At 72.9% G+C, this 19,515-nt stretch carries 16 protein-coding genes, 1 tRNA gene and 1 pseudogene; 6 read left to right on the top strand and 12 right to left on the bottom strand.

Annotation, left to right across the window (positions count from 1 at the left end; all coding sequences use genetic code 11):
- Positions 1-119 precede the first annotated feature (119 nt).
- Entirely contained in the window at positions 120-1,211 is a 1,092-nt protein-coding gene (locus Q5762_RS18480; protein ID WP_315893244.1) for an RNA polymerase subunit sigma-70, read from the bottom strand.
- Between the two features lie 130 nt (positions 1,212-1,341).
- On the opposite strand from Q5762_RS18480, the gene Q5762_RS18475 reads away from it, so the two are divergent.
- A complete protein-coding gene (locus Q5762_RS18475) occupies positions 1,342-2,133 on the top strand; it encodes an SDR family oxidoreductase (protein ID WP_315893243.1) in 792 nt (263 codons plus the stop codon).
- Between the two features lie 170 nt (positions 2,134-2,303).
- Here Q5762_RS18475 and Q5762_RS18470 read toward each other — a convergent pair whose 3' ends face one another.
- The 4 genes from Q5762_RS18470 to Q5762_RS18455 all read right to left on the bottom strand — a co-directional run bounded on the left by Q5762_RS18470 (position 2,304) and on the right by Q5762_RS18455 (position 8,054).
- Positions 2,304-3,710 (bottom strand): Cys-Gln thioester bond-forming surface protein, encoded by a 1,407-nt coding sequence (locus tag Q5762_RS18470; protein WP_315893242.1) that lies wholly within the window; start codon positions 3,708-3,710, stop codon positions 2,304-2,306.
- Between the two features lie 271 nt (positions 3,711-3,981).
- On the bottom strand, positions 3,982-4,488 hold the full coding sequence (locus tag Q5762_RS18465; RefSeq protein ID WP_315893241.1) for a single-stranded DNA-binding protein: 507 nt from the start codon (positions 4,486-4,488) through the stop codon (positions 3,982-3,984).
- Positions 4,489-4,655: 167 nt separating this feature from the next.
- A complete protein-coding gene (locus tag Q5762_RS18460; RefSeq protein WP_315893240.1) occupies positions 4,656-6,449 on the bottom strand; it encodes a GTPase in 1,794 nt (597 codons plus the stop codon).
- A gap of 6 nt (positions 6,450-6,455) precedes the next feature.
- Positions 6,456-8,054 carry a dynamin family protein gene (locus Q5762_RS18455; RefSeq protein WP_315893239.1) on the bottom strand — a complete coding sequence of 533 codons (1,599 nt, stop codon included), beginning with the start codon at positions 8,052-8,054 and terminating at the stop codon, positions 6,456-6,458.
- A gap of 302 nt (positions 8,055-8,356) precedes the next feature.
- On the opposite strand from Q5762_RS18455, the gene Q5762_RS18450 reads away from it, so the two are divergent.
- Both Q5762_RS18450 and Q5762_RS18445 read left to right on the top strand, forming a co-directional pair.
- Positions 8,357-8,429, top strand: a tRNA-Arg gene (locus tag Q5762_RS18450).
- 352 nt (positions 8,430-8,781) lie between these two features.
- The gene (locus tag Q5762_RS18445) at positions 8,782-9,546 is read left to right on the top strand and encodes a class I SAM-dependent methyltransferase (protein WP_315893238.1); all 765 of its coding nucleotides are present in this window, start codon (positions 8,782-8,784) and stop codon (positions 9,544-9,546) included.
- A gap of 7 nt (positions 9,547-9,553) precedes the next feature.
- Here the strand turns inward: Q5762_RS18445 and Q5762_RS18440 are convergent, their stop codons facing one another.
- Positions 9,554-10,258 carry a response regulator gene (locus Q5762_RS18440; protein WP_399495197.1) on the bottom strand — a complete coding sequence of 235 codons (705 nt, stop codon included), beginning with the start codon at positions 10,256-10,258 and terminating at the stop codon, positions 9,554-9,556.
- A 145-nt stretch (positions 10,259-10,403) separates the two neighbouring features.
- On the opposite strand from Q5762_RS18440, the pseudogene Q5762_RS18435 reads away from it, so the two are divergent.
- Together Q5762_RS18435 and Q5762_RS18430 are read left to right on the top strand one after the other, a co-directional pair.
- Positions 10,404-11,264, top strand: a pseudogene (locus tag Q5762_RS18435) (ABC transporter ATP-binding protein); the annotation flags it as partial.
- Positions 11,265-11,784: 520 nt separating this feature from the next.
- Positions 11,785-13,401: a histidine kinase gene (locus tag Q5762_RS18430; RefSeq protein WP_315893237.1), complete on the top strand. Its 1,617-nt coding sequence runs from the start codon at positions 11,785-11,787 to the stop codon at positions 13,399-13,401.
- Positions 13,402-13,416: 15 nt separating this feature from the next.
- On the opposite strand, the gene Q5762_RS18425 is transcribed toward Q5762_RS18430, so the two are convergent.
- The gene (locus tag Q5762_RS18425; RefSeq protein WP_315893236.1) at positions 13,417-14,385 is read right to left on the bottom strand and encodes an NAD(P)-dependent oxidoreductase; all 969 of its coding nucleotides are present in this window, start codon (positions 14,383-14,385) and stop codon (positions 13,417-13,419) included.
- Complete coding sequence (locus Q5762_RS18420) at positions 14,382-15,047, bottom strand: ScbR family autoregulator-binding transcription factor (RefSeq protein WP_315893235.1); 666 nt, start codon at positions 15,045-15,047, stop codon at positions 14,382-14,384. Before Q5762_RS18420 ends, Q5762_RS18425 begins: the two co-directional genes overlap by 4 nt.
- Before the next feature lie 122 nt (positions 15,048-15,169).
- On the opposite strand from Q5762_RS18420, the gene Q5762_RS18415 reads away from it, so the two are divergent.
- The gene (locus Q5762_RS18415) at positions 15,170-16,111 is read left to right on the top strand and encodes a ScbA/BarX family gamma-butyrolactone biosynthesis protein (RefSeq protein WP_315893234.1); all 942 of its coding nucleotides are present in this window, start codon (positions 15,170-15,172) and stop codon (positions 16,109-16,111) included.
- A 91-nt stretch (positions 16,112-16,202) separates the two neighbouring features.
- On the opposite strand, the gene Q5762_RS18410 is transcribed toward Q5762_RS18415, so the two are convergent.
- The 4 genes from Q5762_RS18410 to Q5762_RS18395 all read right to left on the bottom strand — a co-directional run bounded on the left by Q5762_RS18410 (position 16,203) and on the right by Q5762_RS18395 (position 19,512).
- A complete protein-coding gene (locus tag Q5762_RS18410) occupies positions 16,203-17,033 on the bottom strand; it encodes a maleate cis-trans isomerase (protein ID WP_315893233.1) in 831 nt (276 codons plus the stop codon).
- A gap of 14 nt (positions 17,034-17,047) precedes the next feature.
- Positions 17,048-17,725 carry a transglutaminase-like domain-containing protein gene (locus tag Q5762_RS18405; protein ID WP_315893317.1) on the bottom strand — a complete coding sequence of 226 codons (678 nt, stop codon included), beginning with the start codon at positions 17,723-17,725 and terminating at the stop codon, positions 17,048-17,050.
- 35 nt (positions 17,726-17,760) lie between these two features.
- Complete coding sequence (locus tag Q5762_RS18400; protein ID WP_315893232.1) at positions 17,761-18,879, bottom strand: acyl-CoA dehydrogenase family protein; 1,119 nt, start codon at positions 18,877-18,879, stop codon at positions 17,761-17,763.
- A gap of 258 nt (positions 18,880-19,137) precedes the next feature.
- Positions 19,138-19,512, bottom strand: a complete 375-nt coding sequence (locus Q5762_RS18395; protein WP_315893231.1) for an ectoine synthase — start codon at positions 19,510-19,512, stop codon at positions 19,138-19,140.
- Positions 19,513-19,515 lie beyond the last annotated feature (3 nt).

The raw sequence follows: 19,515 nt of genomic DNA, 5'->3' as shown, positions 1-19,515 counted from the left end.
GCAAGGAGTGAGTGGGCAGATACACCCCATCTTGCCTGACGTCCACCCCGCGATGGAAACCCGTACCTCGGGGCTGCCCTGAGCTGGGGCTTCCCTCGGGGGTCGGGGTGACCGGGCGGTCACGTCCCGTGGTCGGGGAGTGCGGGCGGGAGGCCGAACCACGGGAGCAGGGTCGCCTCGAAGCGGGTGAAGGCGTGGATCCGGTCGCCGGTGAGGGTGAGGACGAAGAGGCCGGCCGCGGGGTGGGGGGACGTGGGCGTACGGAGATACGCGGCCAGGGCCGGCTGGCCGTTGGCTCGGGTGGGGACGAGGCGGACCCGGCGGCCCGAGTCGAAGACGGCGGCGAAGAGGCGGGCGGCGGCGTCGCGGCCCTCGTACGTGAGGGGGATCGGCGGCATGGAGACGAGGACGTCGTCGGTGAGGAGGGCGAGGAGGGCGTCCAGGTCACCGGATTCGTAGGCGCGGACGAAGGCCGTCACGAGCGCCTGTTCGGCGGGGCTGCCGGGGGCGGGTGGCGGTTCGCGGTCGCCGCGGCGCTTGAGGGTGGCGCGGGCGCGCTTCAGGGCGCTGTCGACCGCGTCGACGGTCGCGTCGAGCATCTCGGCGACCTCGGCCGCGTGGAAGCCGAGGACGTCGCGGAGGACGAGTACGGCGAGCTGGCGGGGCGGCAGGGTCTGGAGGGCGGTGACGAAGGCCAGGGAGAGGGACTCCGTCTGCTCGTAGCGGGCCTCGGGGCCGAGCGGGGCGTCGATCGCGCGGTCGGTCGCCCCGTCGGTCGCGCCGGCTGTCGCCCCGGCGGTAGTCCCGACGGTCGCCCCGGCGGTCGTCCCGGCCAGGAGGGCGTCGGGCAGGGGCTCCAGCCACGGGACCTCGCCGCGCCGGGTCGGCTCGGGCGCTTCCACGCCGGGCATGTCCCACTCGCGGGCCCGGCGCCGGCTCGCCGAGCGGCGCGCGTTGAGGCAGCGGTTGGTGGCGATCCGGTAGAGCCAGGTACGGATCGAGGCGCGGCCCTCGAACCCGCCCAGGCCCTGCCAGGCGGCGAGGAGCGTGTCCTGGAGCGCGTCCTCGGCGTCCTGCAGGGAGCCGAGCATCCGGTAGCAGTGCACGTGCAGCTCGCGGCGGTGCGGCTCGGTCAGCTCGCGGAACGCCTCGCCGTCGCCGGCCCGCGCCCTGGCGATCAGATCGGCTGGATCAGCTGGATCGGCTGTCATCGGCTCCACCACCTCCATCCTGTACGGACACCGGCCGACGGGCGAACCGGGCGGCCGGCGGGCGCCCGGTTTCCGCCGAACGCGGTGTCTGCCTCTTCGAGGGCTGGACGGAGATCGGAGAGGAGCGGTCATGATGCTCGACGACAACGTCGCGGTGATCCATGGAGCCGGTGGCGCGATCGGCGGCGCCGTCGCGCGGGCCTTCGCTGCCGAGGGCGCCCGGGTCTTTCTGGCCGGGCGGCGGCTGGGACCGGTCGCCGCGGTCGCGGACGACATCGTCTCGGCCGGCGGATCGGCGGAGGCGGCGGAGGTGGACGCCCTCGACGAGGAGGCGGTGGACCGGTATCTGCGCTCGGTGACCGAGCGGGCGGGACGCGTCGACATCTCCTTCGACGCCGTCGGCATCCCGAACGCGGAGATCCTGGGTGTCCCGCTGCTTGAGCTGGACGCGGACCGGTTCGCCCGGCCGATCGCGGCGTACACACGGGCGTACTTCCTGACGGCTCGGCTGGCCGCCCGGCGGATGGTCGCGCGCGGATCCGGGGTGATCATGACCGTCACCGCGCTGCACTCCCGTACGGGCATCCCCCTGGTGGGCGGCTACGGCCCCGCGATGGCGGCGAAGGAGGCGCTCACCCGGGACCTGTCCGCCGAACTCGCCCCGCTCGGGATCCGCGTGGTCGGCCTGCGCCCCCAGGCCATGCCGGAGACGCGCACGATCCGGGAGGCCTTCGAACCGCGCGCCGAGGCGTCGGGGCTGACCTGGGAGCAGTGGCAGGAGTTCCTCGCGTCCCGGACCCACCCCCGCCGGCTCATGAACCTGGACGAGCTGGCGGGCGCGGCGGTCTTCCTGGCCTCCGACCGCGCGAGCGCCCTGACCGGGACCACCGTCAACCTGACCATGGGAAGCCTGGACGACTAGGGCCTGTCCGGCGGATCAGGGTCGGCCCCGGCCATGATCCGCCGGACAGGCCCTAGCCACCGCGGGGAGGGCAGGACGCGCGACGGCCCCGGTGCGCGTCGTGCGCACCGGGGCCGGTCGGCTGCCGTCAGGCAGGGGTACTGCTCCCTGCCGTGAGGCAGGGGTACTTCTTACTGGCCGGCCGTCTTCTTCTTACGGAGGAAGAAGACCGCGCCGCCGCCCAGGACGACGAGGACCGCGGCGATGCCGGCGATCATCGGCGTGGCGCTGGAGCCGCCGGTCTCGGCGAGGTCGCCGCCACCGGTGGTGGAGCCGGTGGAGGAACCGCCGGCCGTGCCCGGGGTGGGCGAGGTGGAGACGGACGGCTCGGTCGACGGGGTCTCCGACGGGAGCGGGCCCGGGGTGGCCGTCTTGCAGTCGAGGACGCCCTTGAAGTTCTTCTCGAAGTTCGGGCCGGTGATCGTGAAGTCGTAGGCCTCGTCCTCGGCCAGCGGGACCGTCACGGTCTTGGACTGACCACCGGGGATGGTGACCTTCTGGCCCTTGACCTCGAAGGTGAAGTCCTCGTCACCCTCGTTGGACGCCGTGACGTCCAGGCCGCCCTTGGCGCAGTTCTTCTCGACCGTCACGGCCGGGATCGCGCCCTTCTTCGCCCACGTGGCGGTCGCCTTGGCGTTGACGCTGGAGGTGCTGGTGCCGGCCAGGATCAGCGTCTGGCTCTTGACCTTGGTGGAAACGAAGGCGCGGCCGATCGGGACCGTGGTGTCGGCCTGGACCTGCAGCTCGGCGGCACCGTCGGGCGTGCCTGCGGGAACGTCGAAGAACACCTGGCCGCCCTTGGCGACGTTGGTGACGACCTTGCCGTCCTTGTCGACCAGCTTGACGCCCTCGGGCGCACCCGGAGTGAGGGATACCGCGGCCGAGCCGGTGTTGGTGTCGACCGTGATCGGCCCGAGGCGCTCGCCCGACTTACCGGCGACGGAGGCCGGGGAGAGGCTGAGGGAGGCCTTGGGCTCCTCCAGGTTCACCGCCTCCTTCTCCAGGAACGCGGTGAGCTTCTGCGCGTCCTTGTTGACCGGCTCCGCCTCGACGTTGTCCGAGAAGTACCAGATCGCGGCCTGCGTGGCAGCGGCGGCGGTCTCCTTGGTCAGGTTCTTCGCGCCGACCTTGGCGGCGAGCTCGTCGAGCTTGTCCACCTGCGGGTAGGAGTTCTGCAGGATCCAGCGGATCTTGCCCGCGTTCTCGTTGTTGTGCAGGGAGGACTGGTCCCAGCCGACCTCCTTGTACTCCTGGCCCGTCTTCGCGCCGGTGTAGAGGTCGATGCAGTAGGTCTGGAGCACGCCGCCCGGCGTCACCTGCATCTCGAACAGGCCGGCCGAGACCTTGCCCTGGCCCTTGATCTTGACCGTGTCGAAGACAGTGAGCTTGCCCAGCGTGGCGGTCGCGCCGCCGGTGCCGTCAGCCCCGCCCTCGGCCAGCGCCGGTCCCGCTACGGCTATCGCACCCGCAGCGACGAGGCCCGAGACCACGGTCGCGGCGGCAAGGCGGGCTACGCCGCGCCTCCGAACAGAAAACATGAATTTCCCCTCCGGGCGAGCTGCTCCGTGCCATCGGTCAGGACACGTGGGGGGAGCGCACGCCAGCAGATTCACAGACCCGGTTGACTCACTGTCGACTCAAGTACTGACTCAAGTCCCGTATGAGTACCTGCGAATCCTAGGGACGGGGAAGGGCCCGGTGCCCGTCCATACGACCTGATAACCATTCCGAATCGCAATCGTTATCACCGGGCCCGGCGCGCCGGGAAGTCGCAGGTCACGGAGTCGACAAATCTCCCACAACTCCTGCTCAGAGCACGGGTTCCAGGACCCGGGGGGCCGAGGGGGCCTCCGGACCCACCTCCGGGCCCTCCCAGGGGTCGCGCTCCACCCCGCCCCCGCCTCTGTTCCCCTGACGTTCCGTCGGGCGTGGATCGCCCTTCACCACCCGGCGGAACGCCGCCGTACCGCGCGTCAGATCGTGCCCCACCGCCACCGCGTCGATGTCCACGAACGTCCTGCGCCGCACCTCCGCCGGCCTGCCCTCGTCGGGCACGCCCTCCTCGCGCACCCGCAGCCGGCCGTGCACCACCAGCGGCTCCCCCACCGAGACCGACGCGGCCAGGTTGGCGCCGAGCGACCGCCACGCGAACACCGTGTAGAAGCTGGTGCGTCCGTCCGCCCAGGTGCCCCGCTCCCGGTCCCAGCGGCGCGCGGTCACCGCGAACCGGAACCGGGCCACCCCGCCCGTCGCCGTGTCCCGGTACTCCACGCTCGTCGCCACGTTCCCGACGAGCGTCACCATCGTGTCGTTCATGTCGTTCCTCCCCCGTTTCAAGGCCTTTCGGAGCACTTCGGCCGGTTCCATGCGCCAGTTCCATGCGCCGGTTCCATTCCCATGGTGGACCGCTCCGCCGAAGCGCGCCGAGGCCTGTGGAGGGAGGCCGGGTTGGGGACAACCCCCTCACCCCAGAGGGTGAAAGCTCACCTCAACCGCGCCCCCGGCCTCGTACCGCCCCATCGCATGCCGACGCCACCGCCGCCCAACCGCGCGACCCGCGCGCCCGAGCGCGTCCCCGACACCGTCACGTACTGGTCGCGTACCTCCCGGTAGCGCATCAACTCGGCCGAGATCGGGTCCAGGACGCGCGCCCGTCCGCACGCGGCCGCCGCCTCCCGCAGCTTGCGTTCGGCCTCCTGGCCGTACCGCCGGGCGGGCCCCTTCACCGCCGCCGCGCACGCCCACTCCACCAGCGGACCGCCGACGACGCCGCCGAGCATGATGAGGACGGGCGGCAGCAGCCCCGGCTCCACGACGCCGACGATCTGGCCGAGCAGCCACAGCGCGCCGAAGAGCTGCAGGAACGTCATCAGGACCTGTGCCAGGACCGCCGCCGGCCACCACGCGGGGCGCGGGGGCCGGGCGGCCGGGTCGCCGATGGTCGCGGTGAGTTCGTCGAGCGCCTCGGGCAGCCCGTCGGCGCCCCGGGCCGCCGCCTCGCGCACCGCCTGCGCCCAGGGGGCCGGGAGCCCGCGCGAGGCGTCGTCGGCGACGACCCGGACGGCCTGCTCGACCCGTTGCCGGGCGGTGAGTTCGTCCTCAAGGGGTGCCTGTTGGCGCGGGTCGGTGGCGGTACCGTGCGCGCGCAGCCGCTCGTACCAGCGGTAGAGCCGCAGCCAGGGCGTGCCGCAGGCGCGGATGGCGCCCCGGCGCCAGACGCGTTCGGCGGCCTCGCCCGCCGCGGTGGCGCCGACGGCGACCGCGAGCCGGGCCGCGAAGTCCTCCCGGGCCCGCTCCCCCAGGCCGGTCTGGCCGTCGGAGACGTACGCCGGGCGGAGCCGGGCCGCCGCCGCGTCGACGTCGGCGGAGAGGCGGAGGGCGGGCGCGGTCCGCTCCGTGACGAACCGGCCGAGGAGTTCGCGCAGTTCGCCCACCCCCTCGCCGGTGAGGGCGGAGAGGGCGAGGACGGTGGCACCGGGTTCGCCGTGTTCGCCGAGGGCCATGCCGTCCTCGTCGAGGAGGCGGCGCAGATCGTCCAGGACGAGGTCGGACGCGTCCGTACCGAGCCGGTCGATCTGGTTGAGGACGACGAAGGTGACCTCGGCGTGGCCGGCGAGCGGCCGCAGATAGCGCTCGTGGAGCGCGGCGTCGGCGTACTTCTCCGGGTCCACGACCCAGATCACCGCGTCGACCAGGCCGAGCACCCGGTCGACCTGGTCGCGGTGAGCGGTGACGGCCGAGTCGTGGTCGGGCAGGTCGATCAGGACGAGCCCCTGGAGGTCCTCGTCGGCGGCCCCGCCCGCGAGCGGGCGGCGGCGCAGCCGGCCGGGGACGGCGAGGCGGTCGAGGAGCCCGGCGGAGCCCTCGGACCAGCTGAGCGCGATCGGCGCGGAGGTGGTGGGGCGGCGCAGGCCGGTCTCGGAGACGGGGACGCCCGCGAGGGCGTTGAAGAGCGTCGACTTGCCGCTGCCGGTGGGTCCGGCGATCGCGACGACGGTGTGCCGGGCGGAGAGCCGCTGGCGGGCTGCGGCCTCGTCGAGGACGCGGCCGGCCTCGGCGAGGGTGTCGCCGGCCAGTCGCGTACGGGAGAGGCCGACGAGCTCGTGGAGGGCGTCGAGGCGGGTGCGCAGGGAGCCGCCGTACCGCCCTCCGAGAGCCGGCAGGCCGTCGTCCTCCACCGGGTCGGGGGCCACTTCGTGCGGCTGTGCCGCCTTCTCCTCCACTCTGCGGGCGATCAGTCCGTCGTCCCAGCGGTCGTCCACCGTGCTGCTGCTCACCGGTCCTCACTTCTCCTTCTGCAGTACGGAGAGCGCGGCGATCAGCTCCGCCTGCGGCTCGGGGGTCACGTCGAGGGCTTCCAGGGGGGCGAGCCGCCGGTCGCGTTCGGCGTGCAGGGCGCGGTCGAGGTACGTCATGAGCAACGCGCCGCCCTTGTCGCGCAGGCGCAGGGCGGCCTGGGCGCCGAGGAGTTCGGCGAGCCGCTCGCCGGCGCTGCGGGTGCGGCGGCCGCCGAGCAGGGCGGCGGCGAGCAGCGCGGCGACGGTGTCGGCGTCGGGGACGGCGGTACGGGCGGTTCCGAGCCGGTCGGTGGCGCTGAGCTCCTCCTCGGCCAGCTCTTCGAGCTCGCGCCGCCAGCGCCGTACCGTCAGCGCGATCCGCTCCCCCGCCTCCCGGTCGGGGGCGTGGGCGCCGAGGGCGGCCGAGGCGGGTTCGCGGCGCCAGGCGTCCCGTACCCGTTCGTCGGCGGCGGCGACCGCGCACTGGAGCAGCGCGGCGAGCGATTCGACGAGGGCGTCGAGGAGTTCGGCGGCGGTGCTGTCGCGGGGGTAGCCGCGCCAGCGGGTACGGGCGTCGCCGGCGAGCACGGCGCCGCGGCGCAGCTGCTGCCGGACGCGCTCGCCCTGTTCCTCGTACGCGGCCTCGACGGCGCCGCCGAGCCGGACGGCGGCGGCGTACTGGGCGGCGACCGCCGAGGCGAGTTCGGGCATCCGGGTGTCGAGGGAGTCGATGACGCCGGACGCGGTCCGGCCGACGGCCTGCTGGCGGGCGGCGGGGTCCTGGGCGCGGTGGGCGAGCCAGGCGCGCAGCGGGGCGACGGCGTTGTCGGGGAGCAGCCCGCTGCCGCCGCCGGCGGACTCGGGGAGCTCGGGGATGGTGAACCGGGGTACGTCCCCGAGCCCCGCCTTGTCGAGCAGGGCCTCGTACTGCCGGGAGACCTCGCCGATGATCTGGTGCGGGACGCGGTCGAGGACGGTGACGAGGGTGACGTCGTACTCCTTGGCGGTACGGAGCAGGTGCCAGGGGACGGCGTCGGCGTACCGGGAGGCGGTCGTGACCATGACCCAGATGTCGGCGGCACAGATCAACTCGGCGGCGAGCAGCCGGTTCTCGACGACGAGGGAGTCGATGTCGGGGGCGTCGAGCAGGGCGAGGCCGGGGACGAGGGCGGAGGAGGTCTCGACGCGCAGCGCGTTCTCCTCGGGGGGCTCGTCGGAGGTGTCCTCGTCCTGCTGGGACAGCCAGACGCGGGTGAGCTGGGGCAGGACGCGCATGCCGGCGAACCAGTGGTGGTCGTCGGGGTGGCAGACGAGCACGGGCGTACGGGTGGTGGGGCGGAGCACCCCTGCCTCGCTGACGCGGCGCCCCACAAGGGAGTTGACGAGGGTGGACTTGCCGGCCCCGGTGGATCCACCGACGACGGCGAGCAGGGGGGCGTGCGGGTCCTTCAGCCGGGGCACCAGATAGTCGTCGAGCTGGGCGAGCAGCTCGGCCCGGGTCTGGCGGGCGCGCGGGGCGCCTGGGAGGGGGAGTGGGAGACGCACGGCGGCGACACAGTCGCGCAGGGCGGAGAGTGCGTCGATCAGCTGAGGCCGTTCGTCCAAGGTCACCACATGCGAAGAATGCCCAATTTTGGAGCCTTTTTGAAGCGTATAAGGGCCCTGCGCGCCGACGGAACGACGGATGATGGGAGTCGACGGCATAACGAGTGCACAACACCCGGGCCGAGTGGCGTGAAAAAGACTGCGGGAATCGCACCTGCCTGCGATTATCGTTCCGCTTCACCGAACCTCCACATCGTGGCACGCAGGTGAAGCACCCGGGCCAAGGGGATCGGAGCCCTATCCTTGACCCGACAGGCCACGCCCCACCCACCAGGGGCACCCGGCCGCCGGTCCACCACCCGGCCCCCGTAGCTCAGTGGATAGAGCAGGTGCCTTCTAAGCACTTGGCCGCAGGTTCGAGTCCTGCCGGGGGCGCACAGCGCAGGACCCTCCTCAGGGAGGGTCTTTTTGCTGGTCCTGGCGGATTCTGGTTGTCGGGTTCAGGGGCCGGACGCGCCCCTGGACGGGGTGGGGCGCGTCCGGCGTGTCCGGCTGGAACCGGGTTTCTGCGGGTGGCTGCGGAGAATTCGCGGAGAAATTCTCAGGACCCCGGGCAGCCGGGTCCGGCAGCTCCCCCGCCCCCTCGATCCGCCGCGAGACCGGCAAGCGTGCGCGCGTTCATTGCATGGGGGGCAGTTGTCGACCGCAGCGCTGGTGGCAAGATCCTTGTTGTACGAGTGGGTCAACACTGCGGCTTCCGGCTGTAGTTGGACGAGAAGGAGCGCTCATGACTGCCGCCGCCGAACACTACGAACACCTCCTCGCCGCGAACTACACCTGGATGCTCGGCGGGGACATCGAGAGCGTGAGCTCGGCTCAGACCGGGCTCCTTCGGGAGCTGGGGGTGGCCCCGCGGCCGGGCGGGGCGGCGGCCGCCGTCGATCTCGGGTGCGGGCCCGGGCCGCAGACGTTGGCGCTGGTCGGGCTGGGTTTCGACAGGGTGACCGCGGTCGACACCAGTGCCGCGCTGCTTGGCGAGCTGGCGGAGCACGCCGCGCGTGGCGGCCTCACGGAGGCCGTCCGCACCGTCGAGTCGGACATCCGTGGCTGTCTGCCCCGCCTCACCGAGCCGGGCTCCGTGTCGGCCGTCGTCTGCATGGGGGACACGCTCCCGCACCTGTCCTCCCGCGAGGACGTGCGGACGCTGATCGCGGACGCCGCCGGGGCGCTTGGTGAGGGCGGGAGCCTCGTGGTCACCTTCCGCGACCTGACGCGCGAGCTCAGCGGCGCGGGGCGGTTCATCCCGGTGCGCGGCACCGACGACCGGATCCTCACCTGCTTCCTGGAGTACGTCGACGAAGACACGGTCCTCGTCCACGACCTGCTCCACACCCGCCGCGACGGGGAGTGGCACCTGACGGCCGGCAGCTATCCCAAGCTGCGGCTCGCCTCCAGCTGGGTCGCCGACCAGTGCCGCGCGGCCGGCCTCGTCATCCGTCACGACCAGACCGGGCCCCGGGGCATGCACGTCCTGCACGCCGTCAAGCCCTGACCACCGGTCAGCGGGAGCGGGGCGGTACCAGGCCTGCCTCGTACGCGGAGATGGCCGCCTCCACCCGGTTACGGGCGCCCAGCTTTCCCAGTACGGCGCTGACGTGGGCCTTCACCGTGCCCTCGACCAGGTGGAGGCGGTTCGCGATCTCCGCGTTCGACAGGCCGGCCCCCAGGCCGGCCAGTACGTCCCGTTCGCGTTCCGTGAGCCTCTCGAGCGGCCGGTGGGGGTGGGCCGCGCGGTGCGCGCGCAGGCCCGCGATGACCCGGCCGGCGACGCGGGGCGACAGGTACGCGCCGCCGGCTCCCACCGCCCGTACCCCGTTGAGCAGTTCGCGCGGGTCGTCCGCCTTCAGCAGGAAGCCGTCGGCGCCCTCCTCCAGGGCGCGGGTGACGTACTCGTCCTGACCGAAGGTCGTGAGCATGATCACGCCGACCGCCGTCGGCTCCCGGTGGAGCCGCTTCACCGCCGTCAGCCCGTCCATGCCCGGCATCTGGATGTCCAGCAGCACCACGTCCGGCCGGTGCCGGCGGGTCAGTGCGATGGCCTCGTGCCCGTCGCCCGCCTCGGCGACCACGTCGATGTGCGGGTCGCGGGCCAGGATGGCCCGCACCCCGGCCCGGACCATCGCCTCGTCGTCGGCCACCAGGACCCGGACCGGCCGGCTGTCGGGTGTCGGCTCTTCCACACGCTCGTCCACACGCTCTTCCACGCCCTCGACCCTACGGCCGTCACACCCCTGACCAAGGGCAGGAGGTTGCTGCCTTTCGACCGGTGGGCAGGGGCGTGCTCCGTTTCTAGCGTCGGATCCGTACACGTCACTTCCGTACGGGAAACGCCGACAGCTGAGGAACTCCGTGATCACCCTCCGAGGACTGACCAAACGTTACGGCGACACCCCCGCCGTCGACGACCTCACACTCGACATCCGGGCCGGCCTCGTGACCGGATTCCTCGGTCCCAACGGGGCCGGGAAGTCCACCACGATGCGCATGATCCTGGGCCTGGACCACCCCACCCGGGGGCGGGCCCTGATCGCCGGCCGTCCCTACGCCGCCCTGCGCCGGCCCCTGTGCGCGGTCGGGGCCATGCTGGACGCCCGGGCCGTCCACCCCGCCCGGTCCGGCCGCGCGCACCTCGTCGCCCAGGCCCGCGCCAACGGCATCCCGGTACGCCGCGTGGACGAGGTCCTTGAGCTGGTGGGCCTGGCCAAGGCGGCCCGGCGCCCGGCCGGCACGTACTCGCTCGGCATGAGCGGGCGGCTGGGGGTGGCGGGCGCCCTGCTCGGCGATCCGCCCGTACTGGTCCTCGACGAGCCGGTCAACGGCCTCGATCCGGACGGCGTGCGCTGGATCCGCCGGCTCGTCCGCGACCGGGCGGCGGAGGGACGTACCGTCTTCCTCTCCAGCCACCTGATGAGCGAGATGCAGCTGACGGCCGATCATCTCGTCGTCATCGGACGCGGACGCCTGCTGAGCGACACCTCCATGACGGACTTCCTCGCCGCCGCCTCGCCCCCGTCGGCACACGCCGCGGTGCCCGACCCCGAGGAGCGGGCGACCCTGGCCCGCCGTCTGATGGCGGCCGACGGGGTGAGCGTCGAGACGTCCGCGTCCGGCGAACTCACCGTCGAGGGCCGGACCGCCGCCGAGATCGGCGACCTCGCCCATCACTGCGGCGTCCGGCTGCACGGGACCGGGAGTGTGCGGGCCTCGCTGCTGTGGGTGCCCCGGCGCCATCACGTCCAGGCGGCGAAGGCGCTGGTGGTGGGCGCGGTCGCGTTCGTCGCCGGATCCCTGTTCGCGGTCGTGGGTACGGCGGTGGCCTGGGGGCCGTTCGACGGACGGGCCTCCTTCGAGGCCGGCACGACCCTCGGGCAGGTCCTGGCCATCGGTCTCTACCAGGCACTCGTCGCCGTCCTGACCGTCGGGGTGGCCTTCGCCACGCGCCACCCCGCAGGCGCGCTGACGATCCTCGCCACCCTGCTGTGGGCGATGCCGAGCATGCTCCTGGGGCTCGGGGGCGAGAATCTCGCGGCCGTCAACGACCGTCTGCCGCACGGCGCGGGAGCCATCTTCATGCGGGCCGGAGGGGAAGCCGCCGGGGCGCCGTACTCGGCCTGGGTGGCGGTCCTGATCGTGGCGGCGTGGGCCGGGGCCGCGCACCTGGCCGGCTGGTACGTGCTGCGCCGCCGGGACGCCTGACCGGGAAACGGGCCGATCGCAGAGAATCGACCCCATGCCGCAGTCACCACGCACCCTCCTGCCGACCAGGTCCGTCCTCGGCGACGTGGCCCTGTGGGGCGGGCTCGCCGCCGCCACCGGTTACGGGTTCCGGGACGCGGGCGCGGCGTCGCCGGTCCTGGACCTGCTGCTCCCGTTGGCCGTTCTGGCGGTGGCCGTGCCGCTGTCCCGCCGCCGGCCCGGGTCCGCGGTGTTCCTGGTCAACGGGCTGTGCGCGCTGGGCCTCGCCGACGCCGCGACGCCGGCCAACGCGCAGGTCCTCTCGCTCGCCGCCCTGAGCTGCCTGCTGGGCGCCCGGGTCGCCGCGGCGCGGGGCCCGCTCCTGGTGCTCGCCGGGTGTCTCCTGGTCGACGTCGCGATGTGCGCCGTGCTGCGGGCCCAGCCCGTGTGGTGGTTCTACGCACTGACCGTGCTGCCAGCCGCCCTCCTGCCGCCCTGGCTGGCCGGACGGCACTGGCGCGGCCGCCGGGAACTCGTACGGGAGGGATGGCGGTTGGCCCGGAGCCTGGAGGAGCGGCAGCACCTGGTCGCGGAGCGGGCGCGGCTGACCGAACGCGCGGACATCGCCGCCGACATGCACGACTCACTCGGCCATGTCCTGAGCCTGGTCGCGCTGCGGGCCGGGGCCTTGGAACTCTCCCCCGACCTCACCGACCGCGACAGCGCCGACCTCGCCGAACTGCGCGGGACGATCGCGGACGCCGTCGAGCAGCTACGGGAGACGGTCGCCGTGCTACGTGACCCGCCGGGGCCCGGAGCGAGGGCAGGAGCGGGGCCCGGAGCGGGGGCAGGCGCGCACGGCGACACCGTCGACGACCTCATCGGGCGCGCGGTCGCCTCGGGGGTGCCGGTGCGGTGGAAACGGCGCGGGCCGGTGCCCGCGCTGTCGCCGCTGGTCGAACGCGGGATGTACCGGGTGGTGCAGGAGGCCCTCACCAACGCCGTGAAGCACGCGCCGGGAAGTCCGGTGCGGGTGGAGATCGCGCACGAGGCGGACCGTACGAGCGTGTGCGTCCTGAACGGCGCCGCCGCCCCGTCGGACGGACCGAAAGCCGGCGGCGGTGCCGGCGGCGGCGGGCAGGGGCTCGCGGGGCTGCGGGAGCGGGTCACGGTGCTCGGCGGTTCGCTGCGGACCGGGCCGTACGAGGGCGGGTTCCGCGTCGCCGCCGTCCTGCCCCACCAGGCCCCGGCGGTCTCCGTCCCGTCGGAGCGCACGCGTACGGGCGCGGAGTCCGCCGAGCGGCTCGCCGTCGCCCGGCGCGCCGCCCGCCACCGCTCGGTCGCCGCCTTCGCGGCCCCCGTGGCCGCGGCCGCCTTCTTCGTACCGGCCGCCGTCTACCTGGCCTGGCAGCTGACGACGAGCGTCCTGCCGCCGTCCCGGTTCGACGAGCTGCCGCCGGGCCGGCCCCGTACCGAACTCGCCCCTCTGCTGCCGGCCCACGCCTACCCCTACCCGCCCGACCACGCCCGTTCCGCGCCCCGGCCACCTGGCAGCGACTGCGAGTTCTACCGCTCCGGACGCGACCTGCTGGACCAGGTCGACCTCTACCGGCTCTGCTGGGCCGACGGCGTGCTGGTGGCCAAGGACACCGTGCCCGCGAGCCGGCCCTGACGTGCACCGCGTCGGTTACGTGTTCCTGTTCGCCAGGTACGCGCGGTACCACGGGGCCGCCGGCGTCAGGCGGGACAGCGGGCCCGGGCCCGGGGGGCGGGAGGTGGTGTGCCAGATGTCCTCGCTCGCGTACCAGTGGTCCTGGGCCAGGAGCGAGAACTGACGCTCACTCACGCGACCGGGATTCGACTGGAGTTGGGATACGCAGGCGTCCCACGGCCAGTCCTCCTGTGGTGCCGGGAGGATGTCCAGTGCCGCCAGTTCCTTCAGCAGGGCGCCGTTGCTCACCGGGTCGGGGTGGCTGGCGTGGTGGATGCCGGGGGGCGGGGCGTCCGGGGACGTCGCCAGGGTGGCGATCAGGCCCGCCAGGTCGTCCACGTCCACCATGGAGAGCAGGCCTCGGCCGCCGTCCCAGCGGGCCGGGACGCGGTCGAGGAGTTCGGCCAGGGCGGGGACCACCCAGCGGTCGCCCGCGCCGAGGATGAGGCCGGGGCGCAGGACCGTTCCGCCCGCCGCCAGGACCGGGGTCTCGCCGGTCAGCCGGGTGCGGCTGGCGGGTGAGACCGGGGCGGGGGCGATCTCGTTCACCGCGAGGCCGCGGTGCGGGCCCGGTCCGTAGACCGCGGCCGTGGAGAGGTGGACGATACGGTCCACGCCCCAGTGGACGGCCTCGTCGACCAGGGCCGTCGTGCCCTCGACGTTGACCGCGGCGCACTGGGCCTCGTCGCCGGAGATCCGCGAGGCGAGGTGGATCAGGACGTCCGCCCCGCTCGCCGCCTTGCGCAGCGACGCCCGGTCCGTCAGGTCCACCGGCGTCCAGGTCACGCCCGCAGAGGCCGAGGCCGGCGCGGCGGCGGAACGGCCGAGCGCCCGGATCGCGATCTCGCGGCCGGTGTCCTGGGCGGTCGAGGTCAGTGCGTGCAGCACGCGCGAGCCGACGAAGCCGGTCGCCCCGGTCAGGACGACTCTCAGGGCGGCGGTCACGTGGCGCACACCGCGTCGGGCGCCGCGTCGGGTGCGGCGTCCTCGGCGGCGTCGTCGGCAACCGGAAGGCGCAGGCCGGCGATGACGGAGGCCGGGGCGAGCGCGGGCAGCAGGCAGCGCCACATGTTGGTGATCCGCAGGGGCAGGTCGGCTCGGCCGGTGGCGAGCTGCGACATCACCTGCGTACCCGTGTAGGAGGCGACGAGGAGCTGGGCGAAGGCGGCCTCGTCCACGCCGTCGACCAGCTGGCCCAGCTGCCGGGCCACGGCGAGCTCCTGCTGGAAGCGGTCGGCCCACCACTCGTAAATGGCGTATTCCTGCCGTCCGACGACCCCCTGCTCGACGGCCAGCCGGACACCGGCCCGCAGCAGGGTGTTGTGCTGCATCTCCACCGCGAGGTACCCGGTCATGTCGAGCAGCTGCTGGAGGCCGCCGTCCCCCTCGGGGAACTTCAGGTCGGCGGCCTGCTCCAGGATGACCGCGCGGGCCAGCCCCTCCTTCGACCTGAAGTGGAAGTAGACGGCACCGGCCGTGACGCCCGCCCGATCGAGGATCTTCGTGATGCTCGCGCCGAGGTATCCCGCTTCGTCGAAGACTTCCGCCGCGGCCCTGAGCACCAACTCCCGTGTGCGGATCGCCCGTTCCTGCCTGTGTTCCGCCACTGGCCTGTTACCTCGTATACATCGACAAAGAAAAAGAGTGACCACTATCTTATGTGAGCGGTCAGCCGGCACACCAGTGTTCGGACCCGCGGATATCGTGAAACAGGCAGGGGAGAAGTGTTGTGCCTCCGATAGAACTCGCACAGGACCGGGCGACCACCGGTCTTGTGCCGGTGCCCATGTCGTACACCCACAAGACGAATCCGGCCGAAGTACTCCTCGCGAGCTGGTGCCGGACCGGGGACGACACCTTCACCGTCACCGCCCGATGGCCGCACGAGCACGCCTTCTATCTGGCCCGGCACGGCCGGCACGACCCCCTGTTCCTCGCGGAGACGGTACGCCAGACCCTGCCCCTGTTGTCCCACGCCGCCTACGACGTCCCGTTCGGGCACCAGTTGCTCTGGAAGGACTTCGGCTGGGACATCGACCCGGACGCGCTGCGCGCCGACGGCACCGACGCCGAGGTCGAACTGCACATCGCCGCCTCCGACGTGAAGTACCGCAAGGAACGGGCGACCGCCGTCACGCTCTCCTTCGAGGCCGTGCGGGCGGGCCGCCGCCTCGCCACCGCCCGGACGCGGTTCACCATCCAGGACCGGGCGGTCTACGAGCGGCTGCGCGGCCGGTACGCCGACATCGAGAGCGCCAACGCGCGCGCCCTGCCGCTGCCGCCGCCGTCGCCCACGCAGCAGACGGGCCGGACCCGCTTCGAGGACGTCGTGCTCTCCTGCACCGACGTCCCGCACCGCTGGCAGCTGCGGACGGACACCTCGCACCCCGTCCTCTTCGACCACCCCGTCGACCACGCCCCGGGCATGCTGCTCCTCGAAGCCGCGCGGCAGGCCGCGCAGGCCGCCGCCCACCCCCGGCAGACGCTGGTCGTCGGGATGGAGTGCGACTTCAGCCGGTACGCCGAGCTGGACGCCCCGTGCTGGATCACCGCGGGCGCCCTGCCGGACGACGCCGACGGGCGGCCGCGGATGCTGGTCACCGCGGAGCAGAACAACGCGGAGATCTTCACCTCGGTCGTCGCGCTGTGCGACGCGCCGGCCGAAGGCTGACCGCCGGTACTTCTCACGAGCATACGAACACCTGAGCCCGGACGGCCGGTTGCCGTCCGGGCTCACGCGCGCGTGGCTCGGGCCGGGTAGGTCAGGCCGCGTCCGGCGCCGCCGGGCGGGTGGCGAAGAGCCGGCCGTACTCCGTGACGCCGTCGCTGATGGCCGTCGCGCCCGCCAGGTGCAGGGCGTGCCAGAAGATCGCCTGGTTCGCGGTCACCACGTGGAAGCCCAGCTCCTCCTCCAGCGCCTTGATGGTGCCGACGGCGCGGATGCCGTTGCCCGCCACAAGCACGGCGTCCGGCCTGTGCGCCGCGACGGTGGTACGGAGCCACTCCGAGAGGTTCTGGGGCGTGATCGCCCTCTGGTTCGAGGGCAGCCCGCACGGTCCGTGGTGGACCACGTCGAAGCCGAACTCCCGGAAGTAGTCCGCCCCCTGGCCCGAGAGCCGGTCGTCGAACCACGGCGGGTTCACCAGCGCGATCCGCCGCGCGCCGAGCGCGGTGAAGGCGGCACGGGCGGCCTTCGTCGTGCCGGTGATCGGCAGCTCCCGGGTGACCGGACGCAGCCGCTCGTACAGCTCCCGCTCCCCCGCCGCCTTCAGTACGTAACTGGAGGACGTGAAGCCGAGGGTGAGCGCGTGCAGCGGCGAGGCGGCGAGCTGCTCGACGGCCTGGTCCAGGAGGGGCGGTTCGACGAACGCGCGGACCGGGTCGTGCGGGATCTTCTCGTCCATCTCGCCGCCGGCCCGCATCGCGCCGAAGTGGACGCGGGAGCCGTGGATGGAGACGGACGCGGGGGCCATGGCCTGGAGTTCGGCCTCCGGGCCGACGTCGGCGTGCGGGACGACGACGCCGATACGGATGGCGGCGTCCCAGCCGTCGGTGGGCGTGGCGGCCTCGGGGGCCTGGGCGACCTGGGTCATCTTCGTACGGCTCCTTACTTCGCTTCGTCGGCCAGCCGGCCGCCGGCCACGGTGCTCGTGCCGGCGTCGGACTCGGAGAGGAACTTGGGGTGCCGGGCACGCATCGAGCTGAGGACGAAGTCGTACGGGACGTCCTCGAAGGCACCGTGGTCGGTGAGGAACTCCATGGAGCCGCCGCCGCCCTCGTACGGGTGGTAGAGGCTGTCGGTGCGGCCGTCGAACTCCAGGGCCTCCATGCCGTAGAGCTTGCACAGCATCTTGTTGAAGACCGGCGTGGCCTTGACCCACGTGCCGTCCAGATAGACCTGGGTGAGGCCGTGGAAGAAGACCTCGCCGCCGATGTGCTCGATCAGGCGGGGCGAGGCGAGGTGGTTGCGGACGTCGCCGTAGACGAGCTTGGAGGGGATGCCCAGGGCCCGGACGGCGGCGGCGTAGAGGGCCGACTTGTGCAGGCAGAAGCCGGACTTGGTGGTGGCGGTGTGGGAGGCCTTGAGCCCCTGGGGCGACAGGTCCGCGCCGTAGACCTCGTAGAAGACGTCGTCGCGGACGGCGTAGTAGAGCTCGATGGCCATGGTGCGCTTGTCGGTCGCACGGTCCTTGACCACGTCGTCGATGAAGGTCTGGACGGCGTCGGTCTCGTAGTCGAGGAACTCGGTGGGCTGCGTCAGCCGGTCGAAGAGGTCGAGAGTCATCACGGTCGGTTCCCTTGGGGTCGGAGGTCGGCGCGTCACAGGCCGAGGAGGGCGGCGATGCGGTTGCGCTGGATCTCGCTCGTACCGGAGTAGATGGTTCCGGCGACGGAGTCGCGCAGTTCGCGCTCGACTCCGTGCTCGGTGAGCACGCCGCGTCCGCCGTGGATCTGGACGGCGTCGAGCGCGTTCGCGAGGTTCGCCTCGGAGACGACGGTCTTCGTGGCGGCGAGGTCGACGGCGGCGTCCTGGCCGGCCTCCACCGTGAAGCCGGTGTCGCGCAGCCACTTGCGCGCCGTCTCAAGCCGGATCTTCATGTCGGCGATCTTGTGGGAGACCGCCTGGTACGAGCCGATCGTCTGCCCGAACTGCGTACGGGACCTGGCGAACCGGATCGTGTCCTCCAGCCGGCGCGTCATCTCGCCGAGGGTGATCGAGAACGCGAAGAGCACCTCGCGCTTCATGACGTAGTCGAGGACCCGGAAGCCGGCGCCCTCGCGGCCGACCCGCTGGGAGACCGGGACGCGCAGGCCGTCGAAGGCGAGCGTGCCGATCGGGCTGGTGCGCAGGCCGATCTTGTCCATGGCCGGGCCGACGGTCAGTCCGGGGGCATCGGCCTCGACGAGCAGCGTGGTCAGGCCGAACGGTCCCGGCGCGCCGGTCCGCACGTACAGCAGGAACAGGCCGGCGACGGGGGCGTTGGTGATGAACATCTTGCTGCCGTCGACCACGTAGTGGTCGCCGTCGCGGACGGCGGTGGTGGCGGTGTTCATGGCGTCCGAGCCGCCGGACTCCTCGGTGATGGCGTGGGCGGTGATCACGTCACCGGCCATGATCCGGGGGAGGTGGCGCTGCTTGAGCTCGTCGCTGCCGAACTGCTGGAGCGGGACGCCGACGGAGACGATCTGGGTGGACGTGGAGAAGGACAGGCCGGCGTCGCGGGAGGTGTGACCGAGGCCTTCCAGTACGCGCATGGTCTCGGTCAGGGACCGGCCGTGGCCTCCGTGCTCGGGGTGGAAGGGGGTCCGCAGGATCCCGGAGTCCTGGATCGCGGGCCACTTGTCGGACGGGAACGCGCCGGTCCGGTCGAGTTCGCCGAGGTCGGCGTTGAGTTTGTCGGCCCACGGGGTGGCGAGGTGGAAGAGGTCGTCGGTCACAGCCTGGTCCTTGTCACATCGGGTGGGAGAGGGCGCGGGTGCGGGGCGGCGCAGGTGCAGGTGCGGGTGCGGGTGCGCGGGTGCGGGTTCGCGGGTGCGGGTTCGCGGGTGCGGGTTCGCGGGTGCGGGTTCGCGGGTGCGGGTTCGCGGGTGCGGGTGCGCGGGTGCGGGTGCGCGGGTGCGGGTACCGGCGCCCCGCGGACGGGTGCGCTGCCGTCCGCGGGGCGGAACGGGGCTCGTACGAACTCGGTACGCGGCTCAGTACTGGGAGAAGCCGTCCGCCGACAGCGTGTGCTTCTCGTCGCCGACGATCGGCGGGTTGAACACCGAGATCAGGTGCAGGTCCTCGTAGTCCGACGCGATCAGGTAGTGCGGGTCGTGCTCGTCCAGCGCGTATATGACGCCCGGCGCGATCTTGTGGCGGGTGCCGTCCTTCTCGACGACCTCACCCGAGCCCGCGACGCAGTAGCAGGCCTCCAGGTGGTCGCGGTACTGGAGGGCGCTGGTGGTGCCCTGGCGCACGAGGGTCACGGCCACCGCGAAGCCCATGCCGTCGGCCTTGGTGAGAAGTCTGTGGCTGGTTCCGTTGCCCCACTGGACGGGAACGACGTCGTCGACGCTGCGAGTGAACATGCG

This window comes from Streptomyces sp. P9(2023), from assembly GCF_032436795.1.
In the GTDB taxonomy this organism is placed as follows: Bacteria; Actinomycetota; Actinomycetes; order Streptomycetales; family Streptomycetaceae; genus Streptomyces.
This window is presented reverse-complemented; position numbering and strand designations above follow the sequence as displayed.

Bases quoted from the DNA above. Each gene is read 5' to 3' on its own strand.
- Q5762_RS18465 (WP_315893241.1), bottom strand. From the start codon at position 4,488: ATGAACGACACGATGGTGACGCTCGTCGGGAACGTGGCGACGAGCGTG.
- Q5762_RS18470 (WP_315893242.1), bottom strand. From the start codon at position 3,710: ATGTTTTCTGTTCGGAGGCGCGGCGTAGCCCGCCTTGCCGCCGCGACC.
- Q5762_RS18445 (WP_315893238.1), top strand. From the start codon at position 8,782: ATGACTGCCGCCGCCGAACACTACGAACACCTCCTCGCCGCGAACTAC.
- Q5762_RS18430 (WP_315893237.1), top strand. From the start codon at position 11,785: ATGCCGCAGTCACCACGCACCCTCCTGCCGACCAGGTCCGTCCTCGGC.
- Q5762_RS18475 (WP_315893243.1), top strand. From the start codon at position 1,342: ATGATGCTCGACGACAACGTCGCGGTGATCCATGGAGCCGGTGGCGCG.
- Q5762_RS18405 (WP_315893317.1), bottom strand. From the start codon at position 17,725: ATGACTCTCGACCTCTTCGACCGGCTGACGCAGCCCACCGAGTTCCTC.
- Q5762_RS18395 (WP_315893231.1), bottom strand. From the start codon at position 19,512: ATGTTCACTCGCAGCGTCGACGACGTCGTTCCCGTCCAGTGGGGCAAC.
- Q5762_RS18480 (WP_315893244.1), bottom strand. From the start codon at position 1,211: ATGACAGCCGATCCAGCTGATCCAGCCGATCTGATCGCCAGGGCGCGG.
- Q5762_RS18410 (WP_315893233.1), bottom strand. From the start codon at position 17,033: ATGACCCAGGTCGCCCAGGCCCCCGAGGCCGCCACGCCCACCGACGGC.